We start from the raw sequence: 18,195 nt of genomic DNA on the forward strand, positions 1-18,195 counted from the left end.
AACTCCCGGAGCCGTCAACTGTCGCTAAATTGTTAGCTGCGGTGCACGAGGTTCTCGCCGTCGTTGCCCGCGGCCCAGGCCTGCACCTGCTTCTTGAGCAACTTCACCATGCGCGGGAAGAACGCCTTGGTGTTGCCGCCGTTGTGGGGAACGACCAAGGCATTGGGGTGCTGCCACAATGGGTGATCGGCCGGCAGGGGTTCTGGATCGAATACATCCGATGCCATATTCAAGCGGCCCGAAGCGACTTCTGCCACGATTGCCTCGGTATCTACCACCGGGCCGCGCGCGACGTTGACCACGGTTGCACCGTCGGGAAGCTTAGCCAGCAGATCAGCGTCAACCAGATGATGGGTGGAATCGTTGAGCGGCACGATCAGGATCAGCACTTCGATCTGCGCCGCGCGCGCTGCGAGATCCGAAGTTGCGAAGACCTCGCCATGCTCATCGGTGCGGGCCGTGGAGCCGAAGCGCATGAGATTGACCTCGAAGGGCTCCAGGCGCTTGCGGATCTCTTCGCCGATGCCGCCCACGCCAACCAATGCCACCGTCCGATCAGCCAAGCCGGGCCACTGCTGGGGATTCCATCGGCCTTGTTGCTGGTCTCGGACCGCGTGCGGGTAGCCGCGCAGGGATGCGATGGCCAGGCCGATGGCCATCTCGGCGGTAGCCGCCGCGTGGACGCCGGCCGCGGTATTGATATTTGCGCGATCGCCAATCAGGTCAACCATTCCGTCGAAGCCGGTGGTCTGGGTCTGGACGATCTTGACGTTCGGTGCCTTGCGGATGTTCTTCAGCGTCTGGGGATTCGACATATAGGGAAGGATGGCAATGTCGATTTCTTCCAGCGCAGTTCCGGGGGTGCTCTCCAGGTCCCAGAGCACAGCTTTGAGGTTTTCCGGGATCGGACCGACCGCATCAATCAGATCTTGTGTCGGGAATGAAATCGTTCGTTGGGTGCTCATGGAAACACTGTACAAACCCCATCCGCGCTTTGGTAGTAACCCCTAGTCATGTCCTGTAATGAAGGTCACCGCAGAATACTGGCCCCCGAATTTGCGCTGAGGGAAATTGCTGGTAAAGTTTTATCTCGTTGCGAAAGCGCGAAGCCCGAAAAGCTTCTAGAACATCGCAGCGGGCGCCTCTAGCTCAATTGGCAGAGCAAATGACTCTTAATCATTAGGTTCCGGGTTCAAGTCCCGGGGGGCGCACGAACAATTTGTTCGGTTCACCAGACAACTTGTTTTCATAAATAAATACGCGCTTTTAGCTCAATTGGTAGAGCAAATGACTCTTAATCATTAGGTTCCGGGTTCGAGTCCCGGAGGGCGCACAAAACAAAGGTCAGGCTTCGGTCTGGCCTTTTTTGTTTGTCCCGGTGGTTCTTCTTCACGTTCAGGACGGCGCTCGGCGAGGGCAAGGAGTTATGGCCTCCAGGCAACCACGGTGTTCGCATCCGAAGCTCGGGCGTTGATCGCACTCTTCAAGATATGAACATCAAGTGAGTTCAGCACGTCGATAGCGTTCGAGCAGGCTCATCATGACTCCCTCGCATGAACGCAGCCCCGATAGATGGCCTCGACTCATCAGCTGGCTCGATGATTGGCTTAACTTCGAACTCGATAGCCTCAGGGGTTACCGACTAGGGCGAGGGAATCCAGCGCAACCAGAGCTGTTACTGTCTTTTTGACCTAGTCCTGCGAGGTTTTTGCCGCCACGGTTTCGACCACCACATTGTTGTCGGTCTTCACGGTGACGTTTGTGAGTTCAGGGGATTCGTGGCCAACCGTGATCAAGACCAGATTCGCATAGGCCTCCAGGTCTTCTGAAGACCAGCCGTCCTCTACGGTAATCACAAGCTTGCCTTCGGATGGGGAGCTCCAACGGATCGTGTCACCTTGCGCGCTACCAGGGAAAGCGTCGAAACTATGAGCACCATTTCCATCTAGGTACTGGGTTATTTTTTCATCTGCCCATTCCTGGCTGACTTCGCTCATCGTCTTTGGCGTACTTTGGGTGTTGGCTGTGGACCGTGGGGTAGGGCTCGGCGTCTTCAGCGCCTGAACAATAGGAGTTCCGGCATTTGCTTCAGCAGTAAGCTTCGCGTCGTTCTTCAGCAACGTGGGGCTAGTCGCTGAAACCACGAGTACGGCCACAAGTGCGACAAGTACAACAAATACAGAGACGTTCCCGAGAATTCGTTTGGCCGAGCGCGACATGATTCCTCCAAGTGATGGTTGATAAAAGCCTAGCCTCAACTGACGACATTATGAACCTAGTAGCTTTCGCCGGCCGTGGTCACGAGGGCGGTCACTGTTGGCAGTCTGCAATCGACTGCATGCTTCGCTGATGCTTGCCGTTCGATGCCTGGATAGGTTGCCATGCCGTCGCGATAGTAAGTGGACAATCATTCCATTGTTTTCACCACCCGGATGGTGGAAGTCGAACCCATGCCAAGAGTGCCTGCATTTCAGTGCTCGACTACTACTGCAGAACAAGATGTCATGTGTGTTTTAGATTACTTTCAAGCCGGACAAATAGTGATATTATGAATTTGACTTGGACTTTTATGTTCTCAGGTCGGGTACTGGCCGATTTTTGCTTTTGCGCCATTTCTGCCTATGATTGTCTACGTCGCAAAGACGAGTTCTGAAAAAGAACTAGTCAGAGCGAGGAAGCGCTTTTAGCTCAATTGGTAGAGCAAATGACTCTTAATCATTAGGTTCCGGGTTCGAGTCCCGGAGGGCGCACAGTAGATCCGATCTGATTCGTCAGGTCGGATTTTTTGTATACCGCACAGAAAAGAGGATCAGCTCATGAGTACTTCCGAAAAGACTAACCGTCTGTCCATCGGTGACCAGGCCCCTGATTTCACCTTGCAGGACGCTGCTGGCAAGTCTGTTGCCTTGGCTGATTACCGCGGCAAGAAAACCATCGTGTACTTCTACCCAGCCGCATCCACCCCGGGCTGCACGAAGCAGGCCTGCGATTTCCGCGATTCACTCGAATCCTTGCAGTCCCTGGGTTACGCAGTTCTGGGTATTTCCCCGGACAAGACCGCCAAGCTGGAAAAGTTTGCCGCCAAGGAAGAACTGAACTTCCCGCTGCTCTCCGATGAGGATCACGCTGTGGCTGAAGCCTATGGCGCCTGGGGAGAAAAGAAGAACTACGGCAAGGTCTACGAGGGCCTGATCCGCTCCACTATCGTGCTCGATGAAGAGGGCAAAATCGCGCTGGCGCAGTACAACGTTCGCGCCACCGGCCACGTGGCCAAGCTGCGTCGTGACTTGGGCATTGATCCCAAGTAGACCCCTTGTTTGGCTGATTTCATATCAGGCAGAACTTCCGCTACACTAAATGAGGTCGCCTTCGAGGAAACAGTGTTTCCGGTGTAGCGCTAGCGAGTATGGCGGAATTGGTAGACGCGCTGGATTTAGGTTCCAGTGTCTTCGGACGTGAGAGTTCAAGTCTCTCTACTCGCACCAACTGAACCCTGCGGTCTGATTCCATCGGCCGCAGGGTTTTTGCATGCATCCGCAGCGGTTGACCAAGCGTATGATCCAAATAAGGCAAGCGGCCGCGATCCGAGGAGGAGGGGCACCATGGCAGCCAAGGAACTGCCCACCATGTATGGGCTTTCTGAATCCGATCCTGGCCAGGACCTGATCAATCGGGCAGGCATCGCCCCTGCCAATCTGGAGCAAATCGACCGCATCATGGCTGAAATGGGCCGGATGCGCCAAATCGAACGCCGCATCATGCGCAGCTCCCAGCAGTTCATGAAACTGAACGAAACCGACATGCGGGCGATCCGCAAGATGATCTCTGCCAAGCATGCGGGCCAATCCGTCACCCCGGGTGCGCTGAGCCAGTATCTGGGAATTTCCAGCGCGTCAGTTACCAAGATGATTGACCGTTTGGAAGCCCACGGCCATGTGCGGCGCACCAGGCATCCAACCGACCGGCGTTCGCAATGCGTCGAGGTCACCGAGGAAACCCACCTGGCAGCACGGGAGCAAGTGGGGCGGCACCATGCCAAGAGATTCGAAGTGGCCAACGCGATGAGCCCCGAGGAGCGGGAGGTAGTGATCCGGTTCCTTGCCGGGACCTCTGATGCCTTGGAAAGCAGCCTCGATTCAACGACTGCCGGCGAAGCGGACTAGTACCGGGACGTGCTGGATCCTCAGCCAGCCGCCTGCTTCTCCGCATCGCGCACAATGTTCTTGATGGTGGCCGGGAAAATGGCCCCATGGAACGGGTATACCGCCCACCAGTAGCAGCGTCCGGCCAAGCCCCGCGGGAAGAACACCGCTCGCTGGATCAGTTCGCTGCGCCCGTCAGCTCGCTTGTCGATCCGGTAATCCAGCCATGCCTGGCCCGGGGCACGCATCTCCGCGCGTAAGCGCAGCAAGCTGTTTTCCTCCAGGGCTTCCACGCGCCACCAATCCACCACATCTCCCAGTGCCAGCGTGCTGTGCGAGCGTCGTCCGCGCCGCGACCCCACGCCGCCTGCCAGCTTGTCCATCAGGCCGCGCAGCTTCCACAGGGCGGGGAAGGCGAAATACGGTGATTCCCCGCCGAGCCGATGCAGCACACTGAAGAGCTGCGCCTCGGTTGCCGTGGTGCTGATGCGGCGGATATCGGTATAGGCCTTGCGCCCGGACCACTGCGGATCAGAGGGCAGCGGTTCGGCGGGTGCCGAAATCGGCTGGGCGGTAGCCCAACTGGTTTGCACCGCGTCGGCATCCATCTTCTCCAGTGCCAGCTGCACCGCTCGCGGATAATCGCACAAGCCCTGGGCCGGCGGGGCAATCAGCTTATCGATGTCCCGCGAGCCCATGACGCAATCATGCTGCAGCGACTGCACCAGCGCGGAAGCCAGGGTGTGCGGCAGCGGCGTCACCAGATTCACCCAGTGCGAAGCCAGCCGCGGGGTGAGCAGCGGCAATGGCCAGACTTTCGGCTCGCGCAGGCCGGCCACCTGGGCATAGATCTTCATCAGCTGCGCGTAGCTGTAGGTGCCGGGGCCGCCGATGTCATAGGTTCCCTGCGCGGGCTGCGCCAGCTCGGCGCAAGCCGCAAGATAGTGCAAGGTGTCGCGGATGGCGATGGGCTGGACCTGGTTCAGCACCCAGCGTGGGGCCGGCATCACCGGGAGCACATCGCTCAGGTGCCTGACCATCTCGAAACTGGCCGATCCGGAGCCGATCACCAGGCCCGCCTGGAGCACCAGGGTGCTGGCGGCCGCTGACAGGATCTGCCCCACGGCCACGCGCGAAGCCAGGTGCTCGCTGAGTTCGCCTGCCGGATGCAACCCGGAAAGGTAGACCAGCTGGCTGACGTCCTGTTCGCGTACGGCCTGCGCCATGACCTGCGCGCACGCTTTTTCCTGGGCCGCGAAATCCCGGGTCCCGGACATCGAATGCACCAGGTAGTAGAGCAGGTCCGCGTCCTTGCAGAGCTTGGCCACTGCGTGCTCATCTTGCAGGTCGCCCTCGACGATCTCGACTTGCCCGCGCCACGGGGTATCGCGCAGGCGCTGCGCGTCACGGGTGAAAACCCTGACCTGGTGCCCGTTGCGCAAGAGCAGGGGCACCAGCCGTCCGCCGATATATCCGGTTGCTCCGGTCACTGCTATCAGGCTCATGGAGTTCGAACACCGCGCTTGCGCCAGGCGATCACCATGGATCCGAGCAGGAGCAGCGCGGCGCAGCCCAGCGCGGCGTACCCGGCCAGTTCAGACTGATTGGTTCCGGACAGCCGGCTCACGCCGATCCAGCCCAGGCCCCAGGCGATGGCCAAGGCGGTGAAGATCCTGCCCGAGTAGGCGGTGGTGCCCAGCCCGATGACGGCTGCGACCACCAGCAGTGCCACTGCCGCTCCTGGTGCCCAGGAGGCGTCCTGGCCAAAGCCCAGGGAGAGCAGCCATGCGGAGGTGTTGGCGATGCTGGCTACGCAGACCCAGCCCAGGTAGATGCCGAAGGTCAGCCACATGATCCAGTATTCGGTGCGCGAGGCCGGGGTGCCTGCCACCATGATGGTCAACATCCAAGCCAAGCACGCGACGAGGATGAAGATCACTGCCACGCTGGCGCCCAGCCAGCCCAGCTGGACCACGGTAATCCATGCGGCGTTCAGCAATGCCGAAAGCAGCGCGGGAATCCGCAGCTTGGCGGCCCAGGCCGAGCGGCGTCCGGCCGGAGTGAGCTGGAAAATTCCGTAGACGGCCAGCCCGGCGTAGATCACGCTCCAGATGGAGAAGGCCGGACCCGCGGGGGCCAGCAGCGTCGAGTCAGCGCCCAGATAGCCGCCGGCTGCCTGCTGGACCGGAGTTCCGCCCAGGGCCCCGCTTCCGATAAATGAAACGGCAATGGCCAGGACCAGGGCAATCGCCGTGAACACCGGCAGTGCCCAGGATGTGGCCGACGCGGGGGCTCGATAGGGAAAATTCGGGGAATCCGTGGAACTGCTCATCGTGTGCTCCTGATGTCGGTTGAAAAATTTTCCCGCTTCGAGTCGACAAAACGAGATAGTTAAACCATGATGTATCTAGAAAAGCTAAATATCAACTAGGCGAGAGAAGTTATCATGGATTGTTCACGTCCGCTGATTGCCTCGGAAGTGTTCCGGTTGCTGCTCAAGCTCCAGCGGTCCTATGCACTGAGCGAAGCGCGCCTGCGCCACAGCCTTGACCTGAACGATACAGATTTGCGTGCGGTGAACCTGCTGCGTTCCATGCAAACGCCCAGCTCCGGGGAACTGGCCCGCGAACTGGGAGTGTCATCGGCAGGAATCACCTCGGTGCTGGACCGGCTCGAAGCCCGCGGGATGGTTGAAAGAAGGCACCATGCCGCGGATCGGCGGCGCACCCTGGTGGCCCCGGGGAGCAATTTCCCGGTATCCACGGGGCCAGGGCAGGTGCTGCTGCGCAAGCTGCACACGTTATACGCGCAGCTGGACGAGCCGTCGCGCAGGAATCTGGGCGTCCTGCTCGAAGATGCCCGGCGAGAGCTGGAGACGCGGGACACCGTGAGCAGCGAAGAGAACCAAGCAAACCCCACCACATCCTTTCAGTAGGGAACCATGAGAATGCACACCACCACACACCAGGCCCCGCCGGCCGCAGCGGCTGGCGCGCCAGCCTCAGGCGGGCTCATCGATGCACCCACCCGGCGCGCCATCAGCGATCGGCTGGAACTGCTGGCCACGCAGGCCCAGCGCCGCAGCGCCGCCTACTCCGCGCAGACCGCGCTGCTCTGGTCCCGGATCTCCGAACGGCTGGCTACCGGCAAGCTGATGCGCCCGGGGCTGGTAATGCTCGGCTACCGGGCCTTCGGCGGCCGCAATGAGGCCCGCGCCATAGACCTGGGCTGCGCCTTCGAGCTGCTGCACGCCGCCTTGCTGATCCACGACGACGTGGTGGACCGCGACTTCGTGCGCCGCGGGGAAAAGACCATCTCGGCGCTCTACCGCGACCACGCCATCGCCAGCGGCCGGAACCGGGCCGACGCCGAGCATGCGGGCAATTCCGTGGGCATCATCGCCGGGGACCTGCTGATCAGCGAAGCGATCAAGCTCGCAGCCAGGGCCGCGGCCGGAAGCGACAGCGAAGCCGGGGTCCAGCAGGCCTTCTTCCAAGCCATCGAGCAGGCAGGGGCCGGAGAGCTCGAGGACCTGCTCTACTCGCTGGGCCCGGCTCCAGCCACCACCAGCCAGGTGCTGCGCATGGAGCAGATGAAAACCGCGGCCTACTCCTTCCAGTTGCCGCTGCAGGCCGGAGCGCTGCTGGCCGGGGCGCACCCCGGCCAGGCCGAAGCCATCGGCGCGGTGGGCTGCCAGCTCGGGGTGGCCTACCAGATCATCGATGATGTGCTGGGCACCTTCGGGGATCCGGCACGCACCGGCAAGCCGGTGGAATCGGACTTGCGCGAATTCAAGAGCACCATCTTGCTGGCCCTGGCCAGCGAGCAACCCGAATTCGCCAAGCTGCTGGGCGGATTCCGCGAAGGAACAGTGGATGCCGGCCGGATCCGCCAGGAACTGGCCGCGCAGGGGGCCGAGCGCTTCGCCCGGCAGCTGGCTAAGCAACTCTGCTCGCGGGCCACCGGCTCCGCGGCCTTCCTGGACCTGCCCGAAGAAGCCCGGACGCTGCTGCGCGAATGCACCGGCCTGATCCTGGATCGAAGCAACTGAACGCCATGAAACCCGACAATTCCCCTCACAGCACCGCAGGCACCGCCGCCTTGGAGCACTATTCGCGCGCCGCCCAGCGCAGCGCCAGGGTGGTACTGGGCGAATACTCCACCTCGTTCTCGCTGGCCTGCAGGCTGCTGGATGCCGCCAGCGCCAGGCACATCGCCAATATCTATGCGCTGGTGCGCCTGGCCGATGAAATCGTGGACGGGGTGGCCTGCCAGGCCGGCCTGGACAACCAGGCCATCGCCGCGTGCCTGGACGAGCTGGAAGCAGAAACCCTGCGCGCCATGGAACGCGGGTACAGCACCAACATGGTGGTCCACGCTTTTACCATTTCCGCCCGGGCCACCGGCATCCACGCCGAGCTCACCGCCCCGTTCTTCGCCTCCATGCGCGCGGACCTGGGCACCGGGCAGCATGATGCGCGCAGCTTGCAGGACTACATCTACGGCTCGGCCGAAGTCATCGGGCTGATGTGCCTGCAGGTCTTCCAGGCGATGCCCGCCGCGCCGGACTTGACCCCTGCCCAGGCGCAGCGCGCCAAGCACGCCGCCCGCAGCCTGGGCGCGGCCTTCCAGAAGGTCAACTTCCTGCGCGACCTGGCGGAAGACAGCGAAGATTTGGGACGCAGCTACTTTCCCGGCCTGGACCCGGCAGGATTCGATGAGCCAAGCAAAGCGAAGCTGGTTGCGCAGATCGAGCAGGACCTGGCCCAGGCCCGCGCCGGCCTGCCCTATCTGGCTCCGTCCGCTGCCCGGGCCGTGCGCTTGGCCCATGACCTGTTCCGCGAACTGAATTCCCAGCTGGACAAGGCCCCGGCCTCCCAGCTGCTGCGCACCCGCATCTCGGTCTCCGCCCCGCGCAAGGCGCTGATCGCCGCCCGCGTGCTGCTGGGCACCCGGGGCACCACCGGCCGCAAGCCAAGAATGGAAGTAGCAAGCAGATGAACCACGCACAAAGAGAAGTCGTAGTCATCGGGGGCGGATTCTCCGGCCTGGCCAGCGCCGGGTTGCTCGCCGCCCGAGGCTGCAAGGTCACCTTGATCGAGCAGCAGCCGCATCCAGGCGGTCGCTCCGGGCGCCTGGAGCGCGACGGGTTCCGCTTCGACACCGGCCCCTCCTGGTACCTGATGCCCGAGGTCTTCGATCACTGGTTCAAGCTCATGGGCACCAGCGCCAGCGAACAGCTGGAGTTGCGCGAACTGGCCACCGGCTACCGCACCTTCTTCCAGAACCGTGAAGAACCGGTGGATGTCGGAACCGGCGCCGCGGCCAGCGGACTCTTCGAAGCCCTGGAACCGGGCAGCGGCCCAGCCTTGCGGCGGTACCTGCGCACCGCGAAGGAAGGCTATGAATTGGCCTTGGAACATTTCCTCTATGACGATTTCAGTTCGCTCACCTCCCTGCTGCACCCAAGCATCCTGCGCCGGACCCCGCAACTGGCCCAGCTGCTGGCCTCCAGCTTGGAAAGCCACGTGGCCCGGCGCTTTTCGAGCAACGAGATCCGCCAGCTGCTCGGATACCCGGCGGTGTTCCTGGGCTCCAGCCCGAGCCGCACCCCCGCGCTCTACCAGCTGATGAGCCACCTGGACCTCACCGACGGGGTGAAATACCCGATGGGAGGCTTCGCTGCGGTGGCCGACGCCATGGCTGAACTGGCCCGGAAACACGGCGCGGCCATCCATCTCTCAGCCACCGCAACGGCCATTGAAACCAGCGAGGGAAAAAATCCCCGGGTCAGCGCGGTGCGCTGGATCGACGCGCACGGCAGGCAGCAGCTTACCCCGGCGACCCAGGTGATCGCAGCCGCCGATGTGCGCCACCTGGAAGGCCAACTGCTGCCCGAAGCGCTGCAGACCCATACCGCCAAGAGCTTCCAGCGCAAAGACCCCGGCCCCAGCGCGGTGCTGCTCTGCCTGGGCATCAGCGGCAAGCTGCCGCAGCTGGAGCACCACAACTTGCTGTTCACCACCGACTGGAAAGAGAATTTCTCGCGGATTCGCCAAGGGCGGATGCTGGAGGCGGAAACCAGCATCTATGTCTGCAAGCCCAGTGCCACCGACCCCTCGGTCGCCCCGGAGGGCTGCGAAAACCTGTTCATCCTGGTCCCGGCTCCGGCCATGCCCGAATGGGGGATTGGCGCAGCCGATGGGGCAGGAGATGCCGCGGTGGAAGCGGTGGCCGACGCGGCCATCGACCAGCTGGCCGCATGGGCTGGCATCACGGATCTTCGGGAGCGGATCGTGGTGCGCCAGAGCATCGGCCCGGGGGACTTCGTCCAGCAGTACGGCGCCTTCAAAGGCGGTGCGCTGGGCCTGGCCCATACCCTGGGGCAAAGCGCCATGCTGCGTCCGGGCAACCGCAGCGCCAAGGTGGGCGGGCTGCACTATGCCGGCAGCACCGTGCGCCCTGGAATCGGCGTGCCGATGTGCCTGATCAGCGGGGAACTGGCTGCCAAAGCGGTGCTCGGGATCAAATCCGCGGGGCCCATGGACGAAAACTTCGCGGCCACGGTGCGTCAGGAGGCCGGAGCATGATCTACCTGGGCATCTTGCTGGCACTGCTGGCCTGCATGGGGTTGCTGGACGCGAAGGGAAAGCTCTTCATCTTCCGCCACCCGGTGCGTGGGATCCTGGCCCTGGGGCTGGGCACCGGATTCTTCGTGCTCTGGGATGTGCTGGCCATCAGGCAGGGCATCTTCCTGCACAAGGAATCGGAGCTCATGACCGGAATCATGGTGGGCGAGCAGTTCCCTGTGGAAGAAGTCTTCTTCCTGGTCTTCCTGTGCTATTGCGCCATGATTGCCTTCACCGGGCTGCCGGTGCTGGCCGGAATGCTGCGCAACCGACACCGTAAAGCGTCCAAGCGCACGTTGGGGGAGAACGATGTTCCTTGAATTGAGCCTCTGCTTCCTTCTTGCGGCCATGGCCGTCTTTGCCGCCGGGCTGGCCGCCAGCAAGCAGCGCCTGCGCTCGGTGGCCAAGCCGCTGGGCGCTGCCATGGCCCTGATGCTCGTGCTCACCGCGATCTTCGACAACCTGATGATCTACGCCGGGCTGTTCGGCTACGGCAGCGGGACGCTGTCCGGGGTGCATCTGGGTCTGGCCCCGATTGAAGACTTCTTCTACGCCGCCTGCGCGGTCTTCCTGCTCCCCGGGCTGTGGTGGCTGCTCGGTGCCCGCAGCCACAGAAAGGACGCTTCATGATCCGCGGAATCGTATTGAGCTCACGCCCCATCTCCTGGGTGAATACCGCCTACCCGTTTGCCGCCGCCTATCTGCTGGCCGGCGGCGGGATCGATTGGCGTTTGGTCCTGGGCACGGTGTTCTTCCTCTTCCCCTACAACCTGCTGATGTACGGCGTGAACGACGTCTTCGACTACGAATCGGACCTGCGCAATCCGCGCAAGGGAGGAATCGAAGGGGCGTTGCTGTCCAGGCAGAGCCATAAGGCGCTGCTCATCGCCTGCGTCCTGTGCGCCGCGCCGTTCCTCGTGGTGCTCGCGGCAGCCGGGGACGGCGCAGCCAACCTCGTTCTGGCCGTGTCCATCCTTGCGGTGCTGGCCTACTCCGCACCGCGGCTGCGCTTCAAGGAAAGGCCCGGGCTGGATTCGCTGACCAGCGCGGTGCACTTCGTCTCCCCGGCGGTCTACGGGTGGGTGCTTGCTGGCGCCAGCGTGCAGGCCGAGCAGTGGCTGGTCTTCGGCGCGTTCCTGCTCTGGGGGATGGCCAGCCACGCCCTGGGCGCCATCCAGGATATTGTTCCCGACCGCCAAGGCGGGCTGTCCTCGATCGCCACCGCCTTGTCGGCCCGCACGACCGTCTACCTGGTCTTGGCCGCCTACCTGCTGGCCGGAGTGCTCGTGGCGGTGGGCCTTTCGGGGATTGGCCGCTGGGCGGCGGTGCTGGCCCTGGCCTATGTGCTCAACGTCCTACCCCATCTTGGAATCAGCGATGCAAGCTCGGGTACGGTTAATCGAGGATGGAAGAGATTCTTGTGGATCAACTACCTGTGCGGTTTCCTGCTGACCATGCTCCTGATCTTTTCGGCACTTTTCACCTACTAGACCCGGATGGGGATTCAAGGATTTCAATGGACGTCATTTTGCTTTCGGATCAAGGCCAGCCTATTGGCACGCACCCGAAAGAATTGGTTCACACCACGGATACCGTGCTGCACCAGGCATTCTCCTGCCATGTGCAGAATCAAGCCGGCCAGGTGCTGGTGACGCGTCGTGCCCTGTCCAAGGTGACCTGGCCAGGGGTCTGGACGAACTCCTTCTGCGGGCATCCCCAGCCCGGCGAGAGCTTCGAAGAAGCCATTACGCGCCACGCAGCCCATGAGCTCGGCTTCAAGGTCAGCCGCATCGAATCGGCGCTTCCGGACTTCCGCTATCGCGCCGTGGATGCCTCGGGCATTGTGGAAAACGAAATCTGCCCGGTCTTCACCGCGATAGTCGACAGCGAGATCTCTGCGAACCCGGACGAAGTCATGGACTACTGCTGGGTGGATCCGGCACAACTCGGTGAAGCCCTGCGCGCCACCCCGTGGGCCTTCAGCCCGTGGCTGGTGATGCAGGCTGCAGGGATGTCCCTGTACCAGGCCGAGCAAGGCTGATTCCTTGCCCGCCGCCGGCGTGGAATCCCGTACTGGATGATTCCTGCGGAATTGTCCGGGTCATTGGCTATGCTCAATTGCATGGTGCTTCAAGTAATGTCTGCCGGTATCCAGCGGCACGGCGCGGCCATCCATGCGTTGCGCAGGGCCAGCGTGGTCACCGGCGGTTTGGTGCTGGCTTCGTCCCTGGCCAGCTGTGCCCCGCTCCAGTTCGAAGCATCCGCGCAAACTCCTAGCGTGAGCCCGCAAATCGCGGCCTTGCCTAAGTACGCCGACAACCTCCAGGAAGTCGAAGGGCGCCAGGAATGGGCGGATCAGAAGATCTTCCAGTACCTCAATGGCCAGGGCGCCGCAGGCTTCCATTCATTCGCCGAGGATTCCATCCAGTACGCCACCGTGGGGTGGCTCTCTCCAGTCCAGGGCGTGCTCGCCATTGTCGTGGAGGGCAGCGATTGGATCTCGGAGGGCAGTGCTGCCGGCTATGCCGAGAGGGTCATGACCTCCGTCGGCTACGAATCAATCGAGTTGGACCGGGTTGAGATCCTCACTGTCGAAGGGCAGCTGCTCGCCTCCGACTACCGCGGGAATCATCCCGGGGCTTTGTAAGCGAAAAGGCCATCTCGCCGCGTAGCTCGTAATGGAGCTAGCTGGCGGGATGGCCTTTGCTATGGCGAATTCTCTTGCTGGTTATATGAAGTTCTCGGTGCCTTCGATGGTGTTCATGAAGTGGTCCATGAAATCAGCGAAGTCCTCTGCATCCGATTTCTGGTCAATGGTGGCACCAATGCTGATGGCATCATCTACATGCAAGTCGATGCTCGGCGCTTCGGGAATGCTGAAGCGGAACACCCGGCCCGAAGAGATCGCGATTTCGTAGCCGCCATCGCTGAGCTCGGCGAGCTGGTTCACATTTGTATTGTTGATGTTGATCGCATCCTCGGATGCTTCCAAGCTGCTGGCATTCACTGGCGCAATAATCAGTTCCGCTGGTTGGCGCCGATATCCAATGACCTTGAGCCCTCCGGAGCCGGCGATGCCGGTGCCCGCCACGAGATTGTAGCTGGCGAAGTTGGGGATCTGCGAGTCGAAGGCCTCATGGAGGCGGGCCTTAACCTGCTGGGTTGGATTTTCGTCTGGGCGCTTGTCCATAACCAATACTCTACCGATAACTTTGGACAATTTGACCAGTCGCAACATTTATCGAAATGTGTCATCGGCACGTCATGGGTTATCTGATTGGTCATATTGACTTCTAGAATGGGATTAATGAGCCAGGATGCTAATTGAGTCGTCAAGCCATGCGCCCGTGTGGCCATCGACGGAACTCATGCCTTTCCCGGCTCAACGCTGCAAGCGAAACCAACTGCATGGCAGGGGACTTCCTTGGAGCAAGGGGTGCGCAGCGCGAGCGATGCGCATTCCCGGCAGCTGGTGCTTGTCTCCAGCTAATCTCGTTTCGACAGGCGCTTTCGGTGTCTATGAAGCGAAAAAACCAAGTCTTGTTCACGGTGTCGCGTCCAAGGCTTGGACATCCATCTCATATAATGAGATAAACAGGGTGTCTAGTTGCTCTTTGCCGTGAGGTGGAGAAAACTAGAGGCATGCAAACAAACACCGATGTACTACTAGTTATCAGGCGCGGAGCCTGAGACACTGTCCAACACCACGGACAGTACGTCGGTAACGCGCAAGCCCCCTTTCGTCAGTAGTGACGGCCGCGGGGCGTTTTTTATGCGCAAACGAAGAGATAGATATGGAAAGGATCCCGATGAGCAACTCAACACCCGCCAATCCGGCGTCGGTTGCGAAGTCAATCAATCGAACCAAGGATGCCGCCGCCGCTGTCTCTTCCGTCGTGGAGGCTTCGAACCCGGTACAGGGTCCGAATAATATCGTTGCTCCCACACAGATGACGGGCTCACAAGCCATCGTCCGCTCGCTGGAAGAACTGGGCGTCAAAGACGTCTTCGGATTACCAGGTGGGGCCATCCTTCCCACCTATGATCCACTGATGGATTCGACCAAGATTAACCACATCTTGGTCCGCCACGAACAGGGTGCCGGCCATGCCGCACAGGGTTACGCCATGGTGAGCGGGGAAGTGGGCGTATGCATCGCTACTTCCGGACCAGGCGCAACCAACCTCGTCACCGCACTGGCCGATGCCAATATGGACTCGGTACCAATGGTGGCAATCACCGGTCAGGTCAATAGCGCTTTCATTGGCTCTGACGCATTCCAGGAAGCAGACATTGTCGGCATCACGATGCCGATTACCAAGCACGCTTTCCTGGTCACCAACGCGGAAGACATTCCGCGCACGCTGGCCAGCGCGTTCTACCTGGCGCAGACCGGCCGTCCCGGTCCGGTGCTGGTGGATATCACCAAGGACGCCCAGCAGAGCGACATGACTTTCTCATGGCCGCCAAAGGTCGACCTGCCGGGCTACCGCGTGGTCACCCGCGGACACAACAAGCAGCTGCGCGAAGCCGCCAAGCTCATCGCTTCGGCAACCCGCCCGGTGCTGTATGTCGGCGGTGGCGTGATCAAGGCCAACGCCCATGAGCAGCTCAAGGAATTCGCGGAATTCATCAACGCGCCGGTGGTCACCACGCTGACCGCACGCGGTGCCTTCCCGGACTCGCATGAACAGCACGTGGGCATGCCCGGCATGCACGGTGCCGTCTCTGCGGTCACCGCACTGCAGCAGTCGGATTTGCTCATTACCCTCGGGGCCCGCTTCGATGACCGCGTCACCGGCGTGCTCTCCACCTTCGCCCCGAACGCGAAGGTGATCCACGCCGATATCGATCCTGCGGAAATCTCCAAGAACCGCGTGGCCGATGTGCCGATCGTCGGCTCGCTGGATGAAATCATCCCGCAGCTGCACGAGGCCTGCGCCTCGCGCTTCGAGAACGAAGCCCAGCAGGATCTGGCCGGCTGGTGGGGACTGCTCAACCGCCTGCGCGAAACCTACCCGATCGGCTACACCGAAACCCACGATGGCCTCTCGGCTCCGCAGAACGTCATTGGGCGCATCGGCGAGCTGACCGGTCCGGAAGGCGTCTACGTGGCAGGCGTGGGCCAGCACCAGATGTGGGCAGCGCAGTTCGTCAAGTACGAGCGCCCGCGCTCGTGGCTGAACTCCGCCGGCCTGGGCACCATGGGCTACTCGGTTCCTGCCGCCATGGGCGCCAAGGTGGCGCAGCCGGACCGTGTGGTCTGGGCCATTGATGGCGATGGCTGCTTCCAGATGACCAACCAGGAACTGGCTACCTGCGTGATCAACCGGATCCCCATCAAGGTTGCCATCATCAACAACTCGTCGCTGGGCATGGTCCGCCAGTGGCAGACCCTGTTCTACGATGGCCGCTACTCCAACACCGATTTGAACACCGGCCACGGAACCGCCCGGATTCCGGACTTCGTGAAGCTGGCCGACGCCTACGGCTGCGTGGGCCTGCGCTGCGAACGCGACGAGGACATCGATGCGACCATCCAGAAGGCATTGGAAATCAATGACCGTCCGGTAGTCATCGACTTCGTGGTCTCGGCCGACTCCATGGTGTGGCCAATGGTCCCATCGGGAGTCAGCAACGACCAGATCCAGATTGCCCGCGGCATGACCCCTGAATGGGAAGAGGAGGACTAGAACATGGCAAAGCATACGCTTTCGGTACTGGTTGAAGACGTTCCCGGCGTGCTCACCCGCGTCGCCAGCCTCTTCGCCCGCCGTGCCTTCAACATTCACTCGCTGGCCGTGGGCCCCACGGAAATTGCCGGCATCAGCCGCATGACCGTGGTGGTGGACGCCGAAGGGGATTCCCTGGAGCAGGTCACCAAGCAGCTGAACAAGCTGGTCAACGTCATCAAGATCGTGGAACTGCTGCCGGAAACCTCGGTGCAGCGCGACCACATCATGATCAAGGTGCGCGCCGATGCGGCGACGCGACTGCAGGTCACCCAGGCCGCGGAGCTGTTCCGCGCATCGGTGATCGACGTATCCACGGACTCGCTGGTCGTTGAGGCCACCGGCAATGCGGCGAAGATCGAAGCACTGCTGGCAGTACTTGAGCCATTCGGCATCCGCGAGATCGTCCAAGCCGGAACGCTGGCTGTGGGACGCGGAACCAAGTCGATGAGCGACCGTGCCCTGAAGACGCTGTCCGCCTAAGCGCACAACGACTTCAAGAGACACGAACTACAAATTTAGGTATTTGGCACCTAGCTTAGAAGAAAGCAACAGTGCCTAAGCACAAGACTTCTTTACCAGAAGCACAAATAAGGAGAATTACAGTGGCTGATCTGTACTACGAAGACGACGCAGACCTCTCGATCATCCAGGGCAAGAAGGTAGCTGTCATTGGCTACGGCTCCCAGGGCCACGCCCACGCACTGAGCCTGCGCGACTCGGGTGTCGAGGTTATCGTCGGCCTGGCTGAGGGCTCCAAGTCCCGTGCCAAGGCCGAGGCCGAAGGCCTGAAGGTAGCTACCGTTGCCGAGGCAGCGGCTTGGGCAGATGTCATCATGATCCTGACCCCGGACCAGGTCCAGGCCCAGGTCTACACCGAGTCGATCGCCGAGCACCTCGAAGAGGGCAACGCGCTGTTCTTCGGCCACGGCTTCAACATCCGCTTCGGCTTCATCCAGCCACCAGCCAACGTCGACGTTGCACTGGTTGCTCCCAAGGCACCAGGGCACACCGTGCGCCGCGAATTCGAAGCCGGCCGCGGCATCCCTGACCTGATCGCCGTGGAGCAGAACTTCACCGGCGGCGCCAAGGAACTGGCACTGTCCTACGCTGCAGGCATCGGCGGCACCCGTGCCGGCGTTATCGAGACCACCTTCACCGAAGAGACCGAAACCGACCTGTTCGGCGAGCAGGCTGTGCTGTGCGGTGGCACCTCCCAGCTGGTCCAGTACGGCTTCGAGGTCCTGACCGAAGCTGGCTACAAGCCGGAAATCGCCTACTTCGAGGTGCTGCACGAGCTGAAGCTGATCGTTGACCTGATGTGGGAAGGCGGCATCGCCAAGCAGCGCTGGTCGATCTCCGACACTGCTGAGTACGGCGACTACGTCTCCGGCCCACGCGTGATCACCCCAGAGGTGAAGGAAAACATGAAGGCTGTGCTGGCTGATATCCAGTCCGGTGCTTTCGCCAACCGCTTCATGGAAGACCAGAAGGCCGGCGCTCCGGAGTTCAAGGAACTGCGCGCCAAGGGCGAAGCCCACCCAATCGAGACCACCGGTCGCGGACTGCGCTCGCTGTTCTCCTGGATCTCGGATGCATCCTCGGATGACTACGTAGATGGTTCGGTAGCCCGCTAATCATGCGGCTGCCTGCATAATCTGCACACACTAAATCGACCTCGGTTGCTTCCCA

At 61.7% G+C, this 18,195-nt stretch carries 19 protein-coding genes, 4 tRNA genes and 1 pseudogene; 19 read left to right on the plus strand and 5 right to left on the minus strand.

What is annotated here, in order from left to right:
- Positions 1-32: 32 nt before the first annotated feature.
- Positions 33-965: a 2-hydroxyacid dehydrogenase gene (locus tag ACNPN0_RS09120; RefSeq protein WP_448937862.1), complete on the minus strand. Its 933-nt coding sequence runs from the start codon at positions 963-965 to the stop codon at positions 33-35.
- Between the two features lie 173 nt (positions 966-1,138).
- Between ACNPN0_RS09120 and ACNPN0_RS09125 the strand changes: the two genes are divergently transcribed.
- Positions 1,139-1,211 (plus strand) — tRNA-Lys (locus tag ACNPN0_RS09125).
- A 49-nt stretch (positions 1,212-1,260) separates the two neighbouring features.
- A tRNA-Lys gene (locus tag ACNPN0_RS09130) sits at positions 1,261-1,333 on the plus strand.
- Positions 1,334-1,691: 358 nt separating this feature from the next.
- On the opposite strand, the gene ACNPN0_RS09135 is transcribed toward ACNPN0_RS09130, so the two are convergent.
- The gene (locus ACNPN0_RS09135) at positions 1,692-2,219 is read right to left on the minus strand and encodes a hypothetical protein (protein WP_448937861.1); all 528 of its coding nucleotides are present in this window, start codon (positions 2,217-2,219) and stop codon (positions 1,692-1,694) included.
- 458 nt (positions 2,220-2,677) lie between these two features.
- On the opposite strand from ACNPN0_RS09135, the gene ACNPN0_RS09140 reads away from it, so the two are divergent.
- From ACNPN0_RS09140 to ACNPN0_RS09155, 4 genes are all read left to right on the plus strand, one after another.
- Positions 2,678-2,750 (plus strand) — tRNA-Lys (locus ACNPN0_RS09140).
- 66 nt (positions 2,751-2,816) lie between these two features.
- Positions 2,817-3,308, plus strand: a complete 492-nt coding sequence (bcp, locus tag ACNPN0_RS09145) for a thioredoxin-dependent thiol peroxidase (protein ID WP_434693527.1) — start codon at positions 2,817-2,819, stop codon at positions 3,306-3,308.
- A gap of 92 nt (positions 3,309-3,400) precedes the next feature.
- Positions 3,401-3,485: transfer RNA gene (locus ACNPN0_RS09150), tRNA-Leu, on the plus strand.
- Positions 3,486-3,602: 117 nt separating this feature from the next.
- Entirely contained in the window at positions 3,603-4,163 is a 561-nt protein-coding gene (locus ACNPN0_RS09155; protein WP_448937860.1) for a MarR family winged helix-turn-helix transcriptional regulator, read from the plus strand.
- Between the two features lie 20 nt (positions 4,164-4,183).
- Here the strand turns inward: ACNPN0_RS09155 and ACNPN0_RS09160 are convergent, their stop codons facing one another.
- On the minus strand, positions 4,184-5,632 hold the full coding sequence (locus tag ACNPN0_RS09160; RefSeq protein WP_448938885.1) for an SDR family oxidoreductase: 1,449 nt from the start codon (positions 5,630-5,632) through the stop codon (positions 4,184-4,186).
- Positions 5,633-5,643: 11 nt separating this feature from the next.
- On the minus strand, positions 5,644-6,474 hold the full coding sequence (locus ACNPN0_RS09165) for a tryptophan-rich sensory protein (RefSeq protein WP_133834695.1): 831 nt from the start codon (positions 6,472-6,474) through the stop codon (positions 5,644-5,646).
- A gap of 114 nt (positions 6,475-6,588) precedes the next feature.
- On the opposite strand from ACNPN0_RS09165, the gene ACNPN0_RS09170 reads away from it, so the two are divergent.
- From ACNPN0_RS09170 to ACNPN0_RS09215, 10 genes and pseudogenes are all read left to right on the plus strand, one after another.
- Entirely contained in the window at positions 6,589-7,077 is a 489-nt protein-coding gene (locus ACNPN0_RS09170) for a MarR family winged helix-turn-helix transcriptional regulator (protein WP_133834694.1), read from the plus strand.
- Positions 7,078-7,089: 12 nt separating this feature from the next.
- Positions 7,090-8,193 (plus strand): polyprenyl synthetase family protein, encoded by a 1,104-nt coding sequence (locus ACNPN0_RS09175; RefSeq protein ID WP_448937858.1) that lies wholly within the window; start codon positions 7,090-7,092, stop codon positions 8,191-8,193.
- A 5-nt stretch (positions 8,194-8,198) separates the two neighbouring features.
- Positions 8,199-9,143, plus strand: a complete 945-nt coding sequence (locus tag ACNPN0_RS09180; protein ID WP_402697563.1) for a phytoene/squalene synthase family protein — start codon at positions 8,199-8,201, stop codon at positions 9,141-9,143.
- Positions 9,134-9,202: pseudogene (locus ACNPN0_RS09185) on the plus strand (hypothetical protein); the annotation flags it as partial. The gene ACNPN0_RS09180 and the pseudogene ACNPN0_RS09185, both read left to right, overlap by 10 nt.
- 3 nt (positions 9,203-9,205) lie before the next feature.
- Positions 9,206-10,732 (plus strand): phytoene desaturase family protein, encoded by a 1,527-nt coding sequence (crtI, locus tag ACNPN0_RS09190; protein WP_448938905.1) that lies wholly within the window; start codon positions 9,206-9,208, stop codon positions 10,730-10,732.
- Positions 10,729-11,091 carry a lycopene cyclase domain-containing protein gene (locus ACNPN0_RS09195; RefSeq protein WP_448937857.1) on the plus strand — a complete coding sequence of 121 codons (363 nt, stop codon included), beginning with the start codon at positions 10,729-10,731 and terminating at the stop codon, positions 11,089-11,091. Before crtI ends, ACNPN0_RS09195 begins: the two co-directional genes overlap by 4 nt.
- Entirely contained in the window at positions 11,081-11,401 is a 321-nt protein-coding gene (locus ACNPN0_RS09200) for a lycopene cyclase domain-containing protein (RefSeq protein WP_332489243.1), read from the plus strand. Before ACNPN0_RS09195 ends, ACNPN0_RS09200 begins: the two co-directional genes overlap by 11 nt.
- The gene (locus tag ACNPN0_RS09205) at positions 11,398-12,261 is read left to right on the plus strand and encodes a prenyltransferase (protein ID WP_448937856.1); all 864 of its coding nucleotides are present in this window, start codon (positions 11,398-11,400) and stop codon (positions 12,259-12,261) included. Before ACNPN0_RS09200 ends, ACNPN0_RS09205 begins: the two co-directional genes overlap by 4 nt.
- Positions 12,262-12,287: 26 nt before the next feature.
- The gene (gene idi, locus ACNPN0_RS09210; RefSeq protein WP_448937855.1) at positions 12,288-12,812 is read left to right on the plus strand and encodes an isopentenyl-diphosphate Delta-isomerase; all 525 of its coding nucleotides are present in this window, start codon (positions 12,288-12,290) and stop codon (positions 12,810-12,812) included.
- An 81-nt stretch (positions 12,813-12,893) separates the two neighbouring features.
- On the plus strand, positions 12,894-13,418 hold the full coding sequence (locus tag ACNPN0_RS09215; RefSeq protein ID WP_448937854.1) for a hypothetical protein: 525 nt from the start codon (positions 12,894-12,896) through the stop codon (positions 13,416-13,418).
- A gap of 81 nt (positions 13,419-13,499) precedes the next feature.
- Here ACNPN0_RS09215 and ACNPN0_RS09220 read toward each other — a convergent pair whose 3' ends face one another.
- Positions 13,500-13,961: a hypothetical protein gene (locus ACNPN0_RS09220; protein WP_332503815.1), complete on the minus strand. Its 462-nt coding sequence runs from the start codon at positions 13,959-13,961 to the stop codon at positions 13,500-13,502.
- A gap of 619 nt (positions 13,962-14,580) precedes the next feature.
- Here ACNPN0_RS09220 and ACNPN0_RS09225 point away from each other — a divergent pair.
- The 3 genes from ACNPN0_RS09225 (at position 14,581) to ilvC (ending at position 18,140) form a co-directional block, all read left to right on the plus strand.
- On the plus strand, positions 14,581-16,464 hold the full coding sequence (locus tag ACNPN0_RS09225) for an acetolactate synthase large subunit (RefSeq protein ID WP_105658084.1): 1,884 nt from the start codon (positions 14,581-14,583) through the stop codon (positions 16,462-16,464).
- Positions 16,465-16,467: 3 nt separating this feature from the next.
- Positions 16,468-16,986: an acetolactate synthase small subunit gene (ilvN, locus tag ACNPN0_RS09230; RefSeq protein ID WP_105658085.1), complete on the plus strand. Its 519-nt coding sequence runs from the start codon at positions 16,468-16,470 to the stop codon at positions 16,984-16,986.
- Positions 16,987-17,108: 122 nt separating this feature from the next.
- On the plus strand, positions 17,109-18,140 hold the full coding sequence (ilvC, locus tag ACNPN0_RS09235; protein ID WP_448938886.1) for a ketol-acid reductoisomerase: 1,032 nt from the start codon (positions 17,109-17,111) through the stop codon (positions 18,138-18,140).
- Positions 18,141-18,195: the final 55 nt, after the last annotated feature.

Source organism: Glutamicibacter sp. AGC84 (assembly GCF_053543575.1).